This is a genomic window from Burkholderia sp. PAMC 28687 (genome assembly GCF_001577465.1).
Classification (GTDB): domain Bacteria; phylum Pseudomonadota; class Gammaproteobacteria; order Burkholderiales; family Burkholderiaceae; genus Caballeronia.
Window position 1 is genome coordinate 198,629 of record NZ_CP014508.1, and the last position, 13,962, is coordinate 212,590.

The following is a 13,962-nucleotide window of genomic DNA, read 5'->3' on the forward strand; positions in this document are numbered from 1 at the left end:
CTTTTCTAAGGCACTCCCAGTGATATACCCGCAGCGATCACCTGAACGATTTATTGGAGAGACAAGACATGACCTTACTTAGCCGTCATTTTGCAAAAGTTTTGATTGGGACGGTAGTGTTGGCATCATCAGTTCCCGCTGCAATTGCTCAGTCCTCTACCGCAGTGTCCGGGGCCACTACCAAACAGATGCAGAAAGCGCAACGCAAGGCTGACCGTAAAGAGGCAAGGATCAAAAAAAACGCCGAACTTGGAGCGCTTGAAAAGAAAGGCTATCAGCCTGGAGGCGAACAGCAGGACTACCCCAACAACGTGCAAGACTCCGAACGAAAAGTGCAAGAGCAAAAAGCCGCAGCACCTCGAAGCATTTCAGCGCCATAGCATTGTGCGGTTTGGCGCGACGGGACATCCTCGCGCCGAAACGTAACCTCTGCGTTATCTTGGGCGTCGCTTTTGCACCGAGCCACAATCGAAAGCAGGTGCCGATTCGAAACAGAAGACCTAGCGTTCCCAACGCTGCTACTGGAGCGAACGAACAAAGATTCGCCGCATGCGTTTGACTTTTGCGGTCTACCGATTATCGCAGGCACGGTTCGTTATGTTGCGGATGTGTTCCTTGAAGAGCTCATAGCATAGTATTCGCTGACTATCAGGACGCAATCACTAACCTCGAAGCGGGTGATTTCGGCATATTCGTCGAATTCCGTAATCTAGAGGCAACCTCCATGTCAAGCTTCGAAGATGCACAACAAGTTAGCGCACGTAGGATTAGTTCGACACGGCATGAGGCTCCGGGGCAATGGCTTTGCTCGCTTCGCGTAGTTCATCAACGCGCTCGAATATGACGCCGCGCGGGTCCGGACAGTCAACGATCGACGCATAGGCAAGCGTGCGCGCCTCTCGCGCATTGATACCGAAGGCCTGAAGCAGCGCGTACATCGACTGCTGCGCGTAGTCGACCGGCGCGCTACCTGAAAGGAGGGTTTCGATACCGTACATAATCGAGCCTAAAACAATATCCCGTGCCACTACGACATCAATCGGGTGGAATCTTCCGGTGCTGATTGCCAACTGCAGGTCCCGTGTCAGATACTCGTCAAGCAGCCGGCCTCGGGACCCACGCTTCGTGCCGACTCGCGTAATGAACGCCCCCCACAAAGGATAGCGGCTCGCCATCTGCATATACAGAAAAGAGCCCGCAATTACCCGCTGTGCGGGGTCCTCTATTTCGCGCACCAGCGGATCAATGACGCCAAGCACCTCGTCACTGCTTTCGCCGGCCACCGCAGCCAAAAGCTCGGCAGTGGTGCGAAAGTAGTTATAAAAGGTGCCACGCGCGACGCCGGCCGCAGATATGAAGTCGTCAATCAACGGAGCATCGGGGCCCTTCTCCGCGAACACCCCCAGCGCGCTTTCGATGAGTCGGTTACGCGTTTTCTCGCGCCGTAGCGCGCCGACGCGGGTCTGATACGTTTCCGCCGCTTGTGACTCGTGCATGGTTTTTCCCATTGATTCGCCTGCATTTTATCAGGATGCGGGTACCGGGTTTGTCCTAGGCATATTCTAGTTGACGGAAAAGTCAATTCAACTAAAATATGTTTTGACAGATATGTCAAATCGATTAAGCGTTCGCTTGGAACGCTGGCAATCTACAGGAGGCAGAAATGCGATTCGTTAGTTTTGAGCTGGACGGTAAAGCCGTACTCGGCGTTCGTGAGGGTGAGCACGTGCGAATTGTGGGCACCGAATCGCTTGAATCGTTACTCGGACGCGGGGTTGATCTTTGCGAGTACGCCGAAAGCAATACCGGCCAAGAGAAACTCTCAGCGCGGGATCTTAAGTTTTTGCCTCCGCTCCAGAGGCCGCCGAAAATCATCTGTGTCGGACTGAACTTCGCGGACCACACGTCTGAGAGTAAGTACGAGCAGCCTGACTATCCGACGCTGTTTTTTCGCGTGCATACGAGCCTGATCGCCCACGACCAATCGATGGTTCGCCCACGCGTCGCCGATTGCGCGGGGCTGGACTTCGAAGGCGAAATCGCTGTCGTACTTGGAAAGGGTGGGCGTCACATCACGAAAGATGATGCGCTTTCCCACGTCGCCGGCTATGCGCTGTTCAACGATGGGTCAGTGCGCGAATACCAGTTCAAAACGCCGCAGTGGACGGTTGGAAAGAACTTTGACGGCACGGGAGCGTTTGGGCCTGACCTGGTGACGGCAGACGAACTGCCCGCAGGCGCCAAGGGGCTGCTTCTTGAAACGCGGCTAAACGGTGAAGTTGTTCAGTCGGCCAATACGGACGAGATGGTTTTCGACGTCGCGAGTCTCATCAGCATCATAAGCGAAGCGATGACGCTCGAACCAGGCGATGTCATCGTCTCGGGTACGCCGTCGGGCATCGGCTGGGCGCGCAATCCGAAACTGCTGATGAAAGCGGGGGATGTATGCGAGGTGACCGTCGAGAGAATCGGCACCCTCAGGAACGTCATTGCCGACGAAGCCGCGAGCTAAACGGCAACAAAAAACGAAGCACCCATTCGAAGCCGACCGAAGAGCCGGCCCCGGCAAACAAATGATGGAGACAGCCATGGCAGAGCCCCAAGCCGTTAGTTCCGGCGCAAGTGTGCATTCGATCGACCACTTTGCGCTTAACGTTCCTTCGGTAAGCGAAGCTGAGCGCTTCTTTCGCGCCTTTGGCTTCAAGGTCACATCGATGGACACCGATTCGCGTGAGCTGGAGCTTCGCGCGGCCGACGATCATCGCTGGGCGCGCATCCTTCAGTCCTCCAGTAAGTCGCTGGCCTATCTGAGTTTCAACTGCTTTGAAGCAGACATAGGCGGCATCAAGGCCCAAGCGATGGCCGGGGGGGCGACCATTGATGGCGATCGCGCGTGCGACCGCTTCGGTTTCTGGTTTCACGATCCCGATGGCAACCTCATTCAGGTCAAAGTGGGCCCAAAGACTAGCCCATCAGTCAAGACGGCATGTGTCGTCGCAGGCAGTGCAGCCGATGAGCGCGGCTCACATACGCGCTCGGCCTCGAAGATCGTTCGACCGCGACGCCTTTCTCACGTTCTTTTGTTCACTCCAGACGTCCTGCGCGCGCTCGACTTTTACGGCAAAGCGCTTGGCCTGCGGCTCTCGGACAAATCGCTGGACATTATCGCTTTCACCCATGCGCCACATGGCAGTGATCATCATCTCGTCGCATTTGCGAAAAGTACGGCGCGCGGATTTCATCACTCAGCCTGGGATGTCGATAACGTCAACCTGGTTGGCGAAGGTGCATCGCAAATGGCAGCGGTCGGCTACGACAAGGGATGGGGGACCGGACGACACGTGCTGGGTTCTAACTACTTTCACTATGTCGAAGACCCATGGGGCTCATTTTGCGAGTACTCCGCGGACATTGATTTCATCTCCGCAGGCCGCGCATGGCCCGCTGGCGACTTTCCCCCCGAAGATTCGCTTTACCTGTGGGGCCCTGCTGTTCCGAAGAACTTTGTCCACAACACGGAGGCGCCGGCTGACGTAGCCGGCGTCATTCCCGAAGGCTAGCGGTCGTTTCCAGCATGCTTATGAATGGCAGCCAGACCAACTGGTGCCAGGGGCATAACTCGATTTATTCCAGCAGGTGAACTCAAATGGCTGACCAAAACATTCTTGACGTTGCGATCGTGGGATACGGCCCCGTCGGACAATCGCTGGCCATCTTACTCGGCGAACGCGGGTACAACGTCGCGGCGTTCGATCGCTGGCCATCTCTGTATCCACTGCCGCGTGCCGTATTTCATGACCATGAGATCCGTCGGATCTTCCAGGCAATGGGCATTGGCAAGGAAGTCGAGCGAATCTCGCAGCCGTCGTCAACCTATCAGTGGTTCAACGCCGACTGGAAAACGCTAGTTGAAATCGACTGGTCGGCCGAATCGATCAGCGATGGTCCGGTCGGCTATCTTTTTAATCAGCCTTCGCTTGAGGCACTGCTGGATGATAAAGCCAAATCTTTTGCCGGCGTTTCTGTTCAGCAGAGCTGGGAAGCGACTGAACTCCGCCAGTTCCCCGATTGCTGCGAGTTGACGCTGCGCCAAGGGAAGATGGACGGCAACGTATGGGTTCCGACCGGCGAGACTCAAACGGTTCGAGCCCGATATGTGGTGGGAGCCGATGGTGCGAACAGTTTCGTGCGCAAATCCGAGCGCATCGCCTTTGAAGATTTGGGCTTTCAGGAAGACTGGCTTGTCATTGACCTGAAGCCCAACGAGGGCGTCAAGCTTGACGTACCGGATATCGGGCAGTGGTGCAATCCGGCGCGTCCGACGACGATGGTGCCGGGCGGCCCCGGTTACAGGCGATGGGAGTTCATGCGCCTGCCGCACGAGTCGGTGGAGGACCTGCAAAAGCCGGAAAAGGTCTGGGAGTTGCTCGCCCCATGGGTGACACCGCAGGATGCGACCTTGGTGCGCTATGCGGTCTATAAATTCCGCTCGCTGATTGCCGAGAACTGGCACAGCGGCCGGGTGGTGCTCGCAGGCGACGCCGCGCACCAGATGCCGCCGTTCATGGGGCAAGGCATGTGCTCTGGAATTCGGGACGCGTGGAATCTCGCATGGCGGTTCGATCTAATATTGAAGGGCATATCTTCATCAGAGCTGCTCGAAGGTTACACGCCAGAGCGTCGCCCGCAAGTGCGCGCGGTCATCGATGCGTCTATCGCCATGGGGCAGGTTGTCTGCATCTCTAATCAACAGGAAGCTGCGCTGCGCGATGAAGCCTATTTGTCCGGTCAGGTACCCCCTCTGCCTCCCTTCCCAGGCCTGACCGATGGTCTCATTTGCGGCGAAGAACGCTACGCAGCCCACGGCGCAGCCGGCCTCCTGAGCGTGCATGGACAGGTCAGCAACGACGGCGAGCAATTGCGGTACGACGATGCATTGCCAAACGGCTTTCACATCATCGTTCTCGACGGCGATCCAGAACAGCATTTGGACGTTGGTTCGCTATTAGCGCTGAAGCGCATCGGTGCCGAGACGATCGGCATTACCGCCGACCCTCGAAAGACGGTGGCAGGCAGAATCCTATTAGACGTGAGCGGAAAGTACCGGCGCTTCTTTGACGAACATGGTGTCAAGGCGATCGTGGTTCGACCCGACTACTACATCTTTGGGGCGGCCGAGACGCTGTCGGCATTGCCGGTACTTGTGGCGAAGCTGGAATCTCGCCTTTGCCTTCTAGATCAACCTTCGGGCGAAACGCCGATAACGAGAGTCAACGCGGTGTAGCGGCGTACGCAATGCAAGGGAATTTACCGCGTTTCGTTGCGAGACTCTAAGCTAGGTCTAGCCCGTGGATCGGCACAACCCGGGCTGCACAATGACGAATTTCGATGCCGCGTTCCGCAGCCGCAGCCGCATCCCGATCGATCCATGCATTCCCTGCGCCGGTCGAGGCGATCAACTTCGGGTTCGGGCAGCTTTCGATGACCACGCGGGACAGCGGTGTGCGTTCTCGCATCACGCATACAACGTCGAACGGCTGCAGGCGTTAAATAAGATTCCCGATATCAGCGACGTGGTCGTTGAACACCGTCACGTCCGACAGGTTCTCAAGAGGCGCCATGTCTGCCACGCTCAGCGCGACGTTCTGATAGTCGTCGGGGATTGCTACCTTGATAGGGAGTTTGGGGTCCATGTTGCGCCATTCCAGGAATTGAAAAAGTTAGTACCGTATATAAAAACCGGCCCACGACGTAAATCAATAAGTATCGATGCCACCAATTGCGAACCGCGGTGGCGCGGTAGGTGAGCTATCGGACCGCGCGCAGTGTTGGAGGAAAAGTTGGGCGGCGGTTGACTGAGCCTCGTGGAGTGTGATCACCACGGCCCAACTCGCCAAGAGGGCAGCCGCAGTTCGCGGCGCTGTGCGACTCGCCATGGACTTGCAACAGTCCTCACGACACCTCGCTTCGGTGCTTGTCGAGGTGGTCGACCAGCATGCGCGCAGGAAGCGGCAGCGTGTCAAAATTGCGGGCGATTATGGACAGCGGCCGCAGCGACCACGGTTCGTCAAGCTCCACGACGCAAAACGGCGCTGAATGCATATAAGGTGTCACGCTTCCCTTGGGCAACACACCGATGCCAAGACCCGCGCTGACCATGTTGCGCACGCCCTCGAAGCTTGTCACCTCTATGCGCGCGCGTAGCCGCCTGCCGCTACGCTCGGCGGCGGAGCGACACAACTTCGAAATAGACGTCCCGTACGGCATGCTGACGACGTCGTCCTCCAGAGCTTCCGCAAAGGCCATGCTTGAGCGCGCGGCGAGCCGATGATCCGACGGCACGATCACGACCAGCTTATCTACGCTGTACGGGCGCCACTGCAGGCCGTCGAGGGAGTCCTCGGTGGCCGAGCAAATGCCAAGATCGGCAACCCCGCTTGCGATCGCCTGCGCCACTTCATCGCTCGATTTCTCGACCATATCAATCCGCACTTTCGGATTTGCGTGTAGAAAGGAGCGCAGCACGGAAGGCAAATACTGGACCATTGCGGTGATATTCACGTAAATCCGGGTATGACCTCTCAATCCTTCCGAATATTCAGACAGTTCGTCCGAAATCTGCTGCAAGTGCTCTCCCAGCCGCTTCGCATGATGATAGAGCGCCTCGCCCGCGGGGGTAGCCTGAACACCGCGGCTGTGCCGATATAACAATGGTGTTCCGGTGTCGTCTTCGAGATCTGATACACGCTTACTTACGGCCGATGCCACGATGTGCATGCGGGCTGCCGCCGCAGCAATGCTGCCCTCCTCGATGACAGCCACGAAAATGCGCAGGGACTCCATATCAAGTCGCAACGGCCGATCTGCTGAAACACGCATCCTTGCTCCTTCGGGTTGGATATCCGGTCGGTTTGCACCCATCGCGTTTCGCGATGCCTGTATTGAACATTAAGAAGTTTTCTATACGCCCGGCGACCGGCATCCTATGTGCCAGAGAGTTCGATCCGCGCAGGACCATCGATCAAGGCGGGAGGCCAGGCAGCGTGCATCGCCATTTTATCTCGTCGAGCAGGCGAGGTTGTCCTGAGCGCCGGAACACTAGCCTTTTTAGAAGCACAAGCCGGTGTACGGCCGGAACGCATGAAAACTCTGTTGAAAATATGAAGGAGACAAAAGATGGAACACAAACAAGTTTCTTTGAGCTCACGAACTCGCTGGTACGAGGGTCTCACGGCGATGCACTGGCGTGTGCTAAAGGCTAGCTTTCTCGGCTGGATCTTCGACGGCTACGAGGCGTTGGCACTCGTCGTTGTCCTTGGGCCGATGCTGCATTCGGTGCTGTCGCCGGCGCAAGCCGCGTCCCCGACGACTTACGCGGGTCTGGTAATCGGCATCACGTTGCTTGGCTGGGGTGTGGGCGGTCTGATCGGCGGAATTCTCGCGGACTATGTCGGACGCAAGCGAATGATGCTCTGGTCCGTATTTCTCTATGCGGTATTTTCGGGTTTGACCGCGTTTTCGCAAACCTTCTGGGTGCTGTGCGGGCTGCGTTTCCTGACTGGCCTCGCAATGGGCAGCGAATGGAGCACGGGCGTCGCGCTGCTGTCGGAAACCTGGCCGGAGCGGGCTCGTGCGAAAGGGGCGGGCTTTCTGCAATCGGGCTTCGGCTGGGGTACGCTGATCGCGGCGGTCGTGTGGTACACGCTTTCGTCGACGCATCCACTCGGCGCCGAAACCTGGCGGCTGATGTTCGTGCTTGGCGCAGTCCCGGCGTTCTTTGTGTTGTATATCCGCCGCGGCGTCAGCGAGTCGGAAAAATGGCAACGCGCGGTGCGCGAGAAACGCTGGAGCGCGACGAGCGGACAGCCGGTTGCGGGCGACGCGGCTGTATCCGGGAAACGCCCCTTCACGCTGACGCAACTGTTCAGTGAACCGGAAGCGCTGCGCCGCACGCTGCTTCTGCTGGTGCTATCGATCGTCACGACCGTAGGCTGGTGGGCCATTTCCAGCTGGCTGCCGACCTACACTGTGTTGCTCGCTAAGGCCGAAGGTGTCCCCGACGCCTTGTCGTGGGGCTCGAAAATATCGATCGCATACACAGCTGGCGCGATTGTGGCCTACACAATCGCCGGCTTCGTGGTAGATGCAATCGGCAGGCGAGCCTTCATCTCACTCACTTTCGTCGGTGCGCTGGTAACAACGTTTATCACGTACAAGCTGACGACGACCGTCGAAGCAATGATGATCGTGGCGCCGATCAATGGCTTTTTCACCCTGGGCTGTGCCTATGTCTGGATGGCGATCTACCCATGTGAACTCTTTGCCAGCAGCGTGCGTTCCACTGCGATCAGCTTTGTGTTCAATGCGGCGCGCCTGATCGCGTGGGTCTTTCCGATCATCGCAGGCAGCATGATTGAATCGTTCGGCGGTGTGGCGCATGCGGCGTTGGCGCTCGGCTCCGTGTATCTGCTCGGTATCGTGCTGCCGTGGTTCTTGCCTGAGACGCGTGGCGCAGGCATGCCGGACTAAATCGGCGATCTTCCAGTTGGTGTTCTGGAAAGCGTATGCAAGCAACGCACAACGACTTACGTCGCCACGCCGAGACCAGGTGTGACGGGACGAGCGCCGGAGGAGAGGCCAGCGGGAAGCCTTCGCAAGGCTGTGACCTTTCCAATTGAGTCTGAAGTCAACTGAGACGATATTGCCGCACCCTATGCCGGGTCGAGTTTTGCACGGTCAACTTTCACGCGGATCAGGATGTCATGAACATCTTGTTAAGCGCTTTGGCTATCTAACTTTTTTTGGAGATGAAAATGCCTCAGAATTTTCGTATTGGACAGATCGTTCCAAGCTCGAATACGACCATGGAAACCGAAATTCCCGCCATGTTGCGGGCACGCGAAGCGATCCGCCCCGAGCGGTTCACGTTTCATTCGAGTCGGATGAGAATGCACAAGGTCACGAAGGAAGAATTGGTAGCGATGAACAAGGAGGGCTTGCGCTGCGCGGCGGAACTTGCCGACGCTCGTGTTGATGTCATGAGCACGGCGTGCCTGGTCGCGATTATGGCGATGGGGCCCGGATATCATCGAGAAACTGAACGCGAACTGTTGGAGGTTGTTCGTGCCAATCATTGCGCGGCGCCAGTCATGACCTCCGCGGGAGCTTTGGTAGAAGGTCTGAAGATCCTGGGCGCTCGTCGGATTTCACTCATGGCGCCATACATGCGCCCCTTGACCGACCTTGTCGTTGCCTATATCGAAAACGAAGGGATCGAGGTGATCGATTCCATCTGCTTCGAGATTCCCGACAACCTCGAAGTCGGTCTACGCGACCCGATGCAGTTGGTCGACGACGTTCGGCGACTGAACACGGACGGCGCGGATGTGGTCGTGGCGTCCGCATGCGTGCAGATGCCCTCCTTGCCGGCGATCCAACGCATTGAAGACATGCTGGGTATCCGGACCGTCTCGACTTCGGTATGTACCACCCGGCGCATGCTCGATCATCTTAAGCTCGAGCCAATCGTTCCCGGCGCGGGAGCGTTACTTTCCGGCGCATGAAGTACACAGCGTTCCAGCGATGACGCGGTGCAGCCGCGTCGTCGCTAATCAGCGTTCATATGTTGAGACATTGCCCGTCGTATCTGCCGGACCATCGTCTAATACTGCCATCTTCCATCAACGTCTAGTGATGGAACAGTGCCAGTTATCGCCGGCTCGCGCGAAGCCGGACAACAATGCCCGTAAGCTCGGGATCGGGAGCGACGCTGTCTTCGAAAATGATGTATACCTGCCACGCACAGCCCGTATGGCAGCGCACCGCTCGCATCATGAGTCCCCAATCAATACTGTCAAACAAATTCTTGATGTCGAGGTCCAGCACCCAGTCACGGTTCCAGCATCGCTGCCGGGCCACCTCCAGTGCCTGATGCGCCGACCGTCCAGGACGATAAGGACGATACCCGTATGAATCATTGTCGAACACCGGCTCCGCACGTGCTTCCAGAGATCGCTTGACCACCGTCTGGGCGATGCGATACGAAATCGTTGATATTCCCAACGGTCTCGTACCAGCACTCCCATCCTTTTTGGTATGTCAACCCGCAAGACCGGCGGCGGAAGGTAGCTGCCAGACGACATCCGATTCCCGATTCGATACTGATTGTTCTGCAGATCCGCCTCGAATTGCGTCATCGACTGCTTGACCACACCCGCCGCCCCGCGGTTGGCCTTCGCTTGCTTACACTCCTCCCACACCTCTCGCTTGGTAATACAAAACGGCTTTGCATTATTCACCCCGGTCCTCCCCTTTCAAGTTGCCGAGGTGATAACGCCGGACGATGATGCCCCTTCGGTCCAGTCCCCTTACAGGACCTTCAACCCTACTACGGGCGTCTCCGCCCCCGTGCCCCGCATAAGTACTCTCATACTTGCGGAGACCTTCCGCTTGGATTTCTTCCTTCCCATGGGGACGACAGGTTCCCAAGTTCCTTACCAAAGCCTGAATCAAAGTCAAGCCGCCTTTGTGCCGGATGCCGATTGGGCCGTCAGCAGGCATCGCCCGATCTTGTCCCGGAGCAAGTGAGCTTTCCGGTTTTGACATCAGTTCGTGAAATTATCAACACGTTATCAGCGGTTCACTTACGTTCGTCTCTTTGATTCCTCCCTGACAGAGTAGATCTCTGCCTTTTCCAACAACGCTCACCACGAGGGCTCTTTACCCACGCAGCTTGTGGCGGTTTGGATCCTGCTCCTGCAAGCCGACTCCGAAGGGCCTTCTTTCATCTTTGGTAAAGCACCGCAAACATCGGTCAGTTGAAGCTCGCGTTCTTGGCACATCCCACGCCAAATTCAAAAGAGGAAAAATTTGTCCGCGTTGCCCATCGCTGTAACTTTCTTCGACGCAATTGCGAACTACTAGTACAACGTCCACATCCGGAGTGCCACCATGTTCCACCGCTTTCTTGCTACCGCTGCCCTAATCGTCGCACTGCCTGTCGCTGCGCAGGCAGCCGCGGCCGATCCACTAGTGGTCGTAGAGTTGTTCACGTCGCAAGGCTGCTCGTCTTGCCCGCCAGCGGACGCCTATCTGAGCGATCTTTCCCACAATCGTCCCGACGTCTTGCCTTTGGCTTTCCATGTAACGTACTGGAACAACCTCGGCTGGAAAGACCCTTTCTCGTTCGATGCCGCTACGCAACGGCAAGCGACATACGCTGCTCGCTTTGGCGACGGATCGTACACGCCCGAAATGGTCGTCGACGGTCGACATGGGTTGGTTGGTTCCGACCGTAGTTCGGCAGAAGCCGCCATCGCTGCCGCAAAGCAAGTGGGTGGGACGAGTGCTGCGGTAAGCGCGACGCCGGCCGGCACGGGTATCTCGATCAATGTGGGCGCCGGTAGCGGCCATGCGCGCGTCATGCTGGTGGGCTACGACGCCGAGCATTCCACTCCGGTTGGTCGCGGCGAAAACAATGGCCGTGTGCTCACGGAGTCGAACATCGTCCGCTCGATCCAGACGGTAGGTCTTTGGACCGGCGCTCCGCTCTCGCTCAACGCGGCGATACCGGCCGGCGAGAAGGCAGCAGTGATTCTCGAGGCACCCGATGGCAGTATCGTCGGCGCCGCACGAGTCGGTACGCCTTCCTGAAGCGCCTGGCGCAAAGTGACGTAATTCCCATCCTTCGGTATCACCTTTCCTACGGATCAGCCATGACCTTCGTCGCAGTCTTGCGAGCGCTTTTCATCAGCGCGGCTTACCTCGCTGCTACTGCAACGCAGGCCAACGCAGCGGCGTCCGACTGGGTCGGGGACCAGCGAGGGGAGGTACGACTGGTGACGGCGGCGGAAAGCGTCAATGGCAATCCGATCGAAGCCGGGCTCGAGTTTCGATATCCTCCGGGGTGGCACGGATACTGGCGTACGCCGGGCGACGCGGGGATCGCGCCCATATTTGATTGGTCGAAATCGATGAATGTACGCGACCCTTCGGTGTCCTGGCCGGCGCCTTCCCGTCTAGTTGTCTCGGGTCTGCAAAACAGCGTTTATCAAGGGCGTTTCATTCTTCCCGTCGGGCTCAAGCTTATCGATCAGCACGCGAAAGCGCGTATTGCTGTGTCGATCGACTACGCCGCCTGCTCGAATATCTGTGTTCCCAAGCATGCCGATCTATCTCTGGATCTGCCAACCGGTTCCGGGGAAGCCTCGCCCCAAGCGGCTGCCATCGCCGCCGCGAAAGCGACCGTACCCAGCTCACTCGCGAACTCCGGCATCCAGGTCACCCGCAGCGAAACCGAGGGGACGGGCGCGCGTAAGCGGCTCCTGCTTACGCTGCGAAGCACGTCAGAGCCGTTAAGATCGCCTGACCTGTTCATAGAGGGAGCCGGCGAGGGACTTCCGGCCGCTCCTCACGTTCGACTATCGGACGGCGGTCGGATTGCCACGCTGGTCGCCTCAATTCCGTCCGGAAGCTCGTCAACCAATGGGAAGTCGCTTGTGCTGACCGTGGTGGACGGCGCGCGCGCGGTGGAATTCGCAGGCCCCGAATCCGGGGTGGCATCCTCAGCCCACGCCGATAGCAGCATCCTTGTCATCATCGCTACAGCGTTGCTTGGGGGGCTGATCCTGAACCTCATGCCGTGCGTGCTGCCGATTCTTTCGATCAAGCTCTTTGCCCTGGCCCGATACGCAGGCGAAGAGCGCCGAGCCGCCCGGCGAGGCGCCCTCGCGACCGCTTTGGGCATCGTGTCGTCGTTCCTGTTGCTCGCGACCGTGCTTTCAGTGCTGAAGCTGTCGGGAACATCGCTCGGTTGGGGGATCCAGTTCCAGCAACCCTGGTTTCTTGCTTCAATGGCTGTTGTTATTACGCTCTTTGCCGCGAGCTTTTTCGAATGGCTGCCCATTCAGCTTCCGCAGATATTTGCCGGCGCGTTTGGCGCGTCGGCGCGAGGACCGCTCGCCGAAGCGTTCCTCGGCGGTGCCTTGGCGACCTTGCTTGCCACGCCTTGTTCGGCACCGTTTGTTGGCACAGCGGTGGGTTTCGCGCTCGCCCGGAATCCCGCCGAGATCCTCGTAGTGTTCGCAAGCCTTGGAGTGGGGATGGCGTTGCCGTTTCTTGCCGTAGCCGCAATGCCTGCCCTGGTCGCCTGGTTGCCGCACCCGGGCGCCTGGATGGTGCGCTTGCGCCAAGGCCTGGGCCTCCTATTGCTCGGAACGGCACTATGGCTTCTCTTCACGCTGTGGCAAGTCGCGGGTCCCGCTGTCACGAGCGCTGTCGCTGCATTGCTTGTGTGCACGCTTGCATTTCGCGCGCTGGTGACCTATCGCCATGCGAGTATCGGGTTCCGGTGGTCCGGAATCTCTACGGTCGGACTCGCTTCGTTGACCATTGCCGTAGCGGCCACTTTTGCCTCGACGGTGGGCGTTCCGGCTATCAAGGGAGCCGATGGCTGGCAGTCTTTCGATCCAGTGGCCATCGAGGCGCTTGTCGCGGACGGCAAAACGGTGTTCGTCGACGTAAGCGCGAGTTGGTGCCTCACTTGCAAGGTGAACGAGCTGACGGTCTTGCAGACTGGAAAAGTACAGCGGCGCCTGGCTCAGAGCGATACCGTGCGGATGAGAGCCGACTGGAGTCGTCCGGATCCCACTATAGCCGCATACATTCAGCACTTTGGTCGTTTTGGGATTCCGCTCGATGTCGTGTATGGCCCGCGAATGCCCGCTGGTAAGCTGTTGCCGGAGACTCTCGGAACGGCAGCAGTCATACGCGCGCTCGACGCTGTTGGGTCAGAAGAGGCTTCTGCGGGAAAACCTGGCTCGTGAACGACCGCTGGTGTGAAGTAGGAGCGAGCGCATAGGCGCGGGCAGATAAGTCTGACGACAAGCATAGTAGCCACGACTTCGCCGCGGATATCCCTTTTCAGCAATCTCGCGGCAACTACTGACAATTTTTGCTCGCTGC

Annotated in this window: 12 protein-coding genes; 8 read left to right on the forward strand and 4 right to left on the reverse strand. The window is 58.1% G+C overall.

Annotation, left to right across the window (positions count from 1 at the left end; all coding sequences use genetic code 11):
• Nucleotides 1–68: 68 nt before the first annotated feature.
• Nucleotides 69–380, forward strand: a complete 312-nt coding sequence (locus tag AX768_RS30615; RefSeq protein ID WP_082779185.1) for a DUF4148 domain-containing protein — start codon at nt 69–71, stop codon at nt 378–380.
• Nucleotides 381–767: 387 nt separating this feature from the next.
• Here the strand turns inward: AX768_RS30615 and AX768_RS30620 are convergent, their stop codons facing one another.
• On the reverse strand, nt 768–1,508 hold the full coding sequence (locus AX768_RS30620; RefSeq protein ID WP_231941652.1) for a TetR/AcrR family transcriptional regulator: 741 nt from the start codon (nt 1,506–1,508) through the stop codon (nt 768–770).
• 155 nt (nt 1,509–1,663) lie between these two features.
• Between AX768_RS30620 and AX768_RS30625 the strand changes: the two genes are divergently transcribed.
• The 3 genes from AX768_RS30625 to mhpA all read left to right on the forward strand — a co-directional run bounded on the left by AX768_RS30625 (nt 1,664) and on the right by mhpA (nt 5,284).
• Complete coding sequence (locus AX768_RS30625; protein ID WP_062003927.1) at nt 1,664–2,512, forward strand: fumarylacetoacetate hydrolase family protein; 849 nt, start codon at nt 1,664–1,666, stop codon at nt 2,510–2,512.
• 76 nt (nt 2,513–2,588) lie between these two features.
• Nucleotides 2,589–3,560, forward strand: a complete 972-nt coding sequence (locus tag AX768_RS30630) for a VOC family protein (RefSeq protein ID WP_062004095.1) — start codon at nt 2,589–2,591, stop codon at nt 3,558–3,560.
• Nucleotides 3,561–3,646: 86 nt separating this feature from the next.
• Nucleotides 3,647–5,284 (forward strand): bifunctional 3-(3-hydroxy-phenyl)propionate/3-hydroxycinnamic acid hydroxylase MhpA, encoded by a 1,638-nt coding sequence (gene mhpA, locus AX768_RS30635; RefSeq protein WP_062003929.1) that lies wholly within the window; start codon nt 3,647–3,649, stop codon nt 5,282–5,284.
• Between the two features lie 262 nt (nt 5,285–5,546).
• On the opposite strand, the gene AX768_RS34320 is transcribed toward mhpA, so the two are convergent.
• Complete coding sequence (locus AX768_RS34320; RefSeq protein WP_335340495.1) at nt 5,547–5,693, reverse strand: hypothetical protein; 147 nt, start codon at nt 5,691–5,693, stop codon at nt 5,547–5,549.
• Nucleotides 5,694–5,952: 259 nt separating this feature from the next.
• The gene (locus tag AX768_RS30640; protein ID WP_231941653.1) at nt 5,953–6,879 is read right to left on the reverse strand and encodes a LysR family transcriptional regulator; all 927 of its coding nucleotides are present in this window, start codon (nt 6,877–6,879) and stop codon (nt 5,953–5,955) included.
• Between the two features lie 297 nt (nt 6,880–7,176).
• Between AX768_RS30640 and AX768_RS30645 the strand changes: the two genes are divergently transcribed.
• Nucleotides 7,177–8,529, forward strand: coding sequence for an MFS transporter (locus AX768_RS30645; protein WP_062003930.1), 1,353 nt, complete (start codon nt 7,177–7,179; stop codon nt 8,527–8,529).
• A gap of 284 nt (nt 8,530–8,813) precedes the next feature.
• Nucleotides 8,814–9,563: a maleate cis-trans isomerase family protein gene (locus AX768_RS30650; protein ID WP_062004098.1), complete on the forward strand. Its 750-nt coding sequence runs from the start codon at nt 8,814–8,816 to the stop codon at nt 9,561–9,563.
• Between the two features lie 145 nt (nt 9,564–9,708).
• Here the strand turns inward: AX768_RS30650 and AX768_RS34325 are convergent, their stop codons facing one another.
• Nucleotides 9,709–10,062 carry a reverse transcriptase domain-containing protein gene (locus AX768_RS34325; protein WP_335340496.1) on the reverse strand — a complete coding sequence of 118 codons (354 nt, stop codon included), beginning with the start codon at nt 10,060–10,062 and terminating at the stop codon, nt 9,709–9,711.
• An 888-nt stretch (nt 10,063–10,950) separates the two neighbouring features.
• Here AX768_RS34325 and AX768_RS30665 point away from each other — a divergent pair.
• Together AX768_RS30665 and AX768_RS30670 are read left to right on the forward strand one after the other, a co-directional pair.
• The gene (locus AX768_RS30665) at nt 10,951–11,652 is read left to right on the forward strand and encodes a DUF1223 domain-containing protein (protein ID WP_062003936.1); all 702 of its coding nucleotides are present in this window, start codon (nt 10,951–10,953) and stop codon (nt 11,650–11,652) included.
• A 62-nt stretch (nt 11,653–11,714) separates the two neighbouring features.
• On the forward strand, nt 11,715–13,823 hold the full coding sequence (locus AX768_RS30670; RefSeq protein ID WP_062003938.1) for a protein-disulfide reductase DsbD family protein: 2,109 nt from the start codon (nt 11,715–11,717) through the stop codon (nt 13,821–13,823).
• The last annotated feature ends 139 nt before the right edge of the window (nt 13,824–13,962 follow it).